Genomic DNA, 1,517 nt, shown 5'->3' on the forward strand with positions numbered 1-1,517 from the left:
CGGCGCCGCGGGCCCGGGAGGCGGCCTGGGCCGCGGAGGCGGCCGCCGCGGCGGCCTGTGCGGCGGCGTTGGCGGCGATGCGTGCCGACGTGTTGGCGGCGCGGGCCGAGGAGATCGCCTCCTGGGCGGCCTTGGCGGCCCCGCGGGCCGCGTCGGCGGCCCGGCCGGCGGCGTTGGACGCCTTGGTGGCGTCCTCCTTGGCCGCGGCGGTCTCCGCGGCGGCCTTCTGCGCAGCCTCCTTGGCCAGCTTGGTCGCCGCGATGGCCCGCGCGGAGGCCTCCTTGGCGGCGTCGGTCTCCACCCGGGCCTGCCGGCCGGCCTCCTCGGCCTGCGCGACCAGGTCCTCGATGGTGGCCTGCTCCTGGTCGCGGGCCCGCGCCACGTACTGGCCGACCTCCAGGAACGCGGTCACGTCCTCGGGAGCGCCGTCCAGCGCTGCCCGAGCGGCCTCCTGGGTGGCCGGCCCGCCGGTGGAAAGGATCTGGACCACCAGCACACGCTCGTCGCTGCGCTGGGCGTCGTACTGCCCCTCGACGATGAAGCGCTGCACGTCCTCGGCGGTGCCGTTCATGGCGGCCCGGCCGACCGCCTTCACCTGCGGCCCGCCGGCGCTGATGATCTGGGTGGCACGGACCCGCTGGTCCTCCTCCAGCGGAGCCTGCCAGCCCGACTTCAGGAAGGTGTCCAGGTCCGCCGGCGTCCCGGCCAGAGCCGTCTCGGCGGCCTCCCGTACGGCCCGGCCGCCGACCGAGAAGATCTGCACGGTGGCGACCCGGTCGTCCGCCAGCTCCGCGACGGCCAGCTCACTGTCGAGGAACGTGCGCACCTGCTCGTCCGAGCCCAGCAGTGCCGCTTCCGCGGCCGCCTTCACACCGGGCCCGCCCGCCTTCCAGGCGCGCAGGACCTCTCCCCGGTCGGTGGCGGGAATGTGGTCCGTACTCGCCGCTTCGCCGGAGGCGGGAACCCCGGCCACCGGTGCCGCGACGGCCGGGGCTCCGAGGAGTCCCACGACGAGTGAGAGGAGAAGGGCCAGGCAGAGCGCCCGCGCGGACTGGCGCGTCGCGCTTGCCCGGCGGTCGGTTGCCAGGAGCCGGAACAGCCCGGCCCTGGATCTGTATCTCTGTATCAACGGAGGTCAGCCATTTCTTGTCAGCCCACCATGGTGGATGCGAACGGGAGTTCGGCCACGGAAGGATACGCGGCGCGACGGAGCGTCAGCTGATGAGTGATCAGTCCGCTGAGGCGCGCGTGCGTGACCGGAGGCGGAGCCCGACCGCTCGTACATCCGCGTGCGGCCGGGCTCTGGGGCGCTCGGCGCGCCGCGTGCCCCGTCGGGGAAGACGGCCGGCCGCGCCGTGACACCGGCGGCCCGCGGTCACCGGTGAACCGCGGGCGCCGGCGGCGCGCCGGGTCACGGCTGCGGTGCTCCGCGGGCGAGGGCGGTACGACGGACTGGGCCGGGTTCCCCGTGGAGCGGCGGCAGGGGCACGTGGTCGGGGTGTTCGTACGTTCCGAGT

The 1,517-nt window shown here is 75.5% G+C and carries 1 protein-coding gene and 1 pseudogene; one reads left to right on the forward strand and one right to left on the reverse strand.

From position 1 onward, the window contains the following. Positions 1–1,009 (reverse strand): ALF repeat-containing protein (locus ACP4IX_RS36175; RefSeq protein ID WP_426558890.1); only part of this gene is annotated, 1,009 nt, incomplete at its 3' end. A gap of 426 nt (positions 1,010–1,435) precedes the next feature. On the opposite strand from ACP4IX_RS36175, the pseudogene ACP4IX_RS36180 reads away from it, so the two are divergent. After that, positions 1,436–1,517 (forward strand): annotated as a pseudogene (locus ACP4IX_RS36180) (GNAT family N-acetyltransferase); the annotation flags it as partial.

The organism is Streptomyces sp. WG5 (genome assembly GCF_049974565.1).
Classification (GTDB): domain Bacteria; phylum Actinomycetota; class Actinomycetes; order Streptomycetales; family Streptomycetaceae; genus Streptomyces.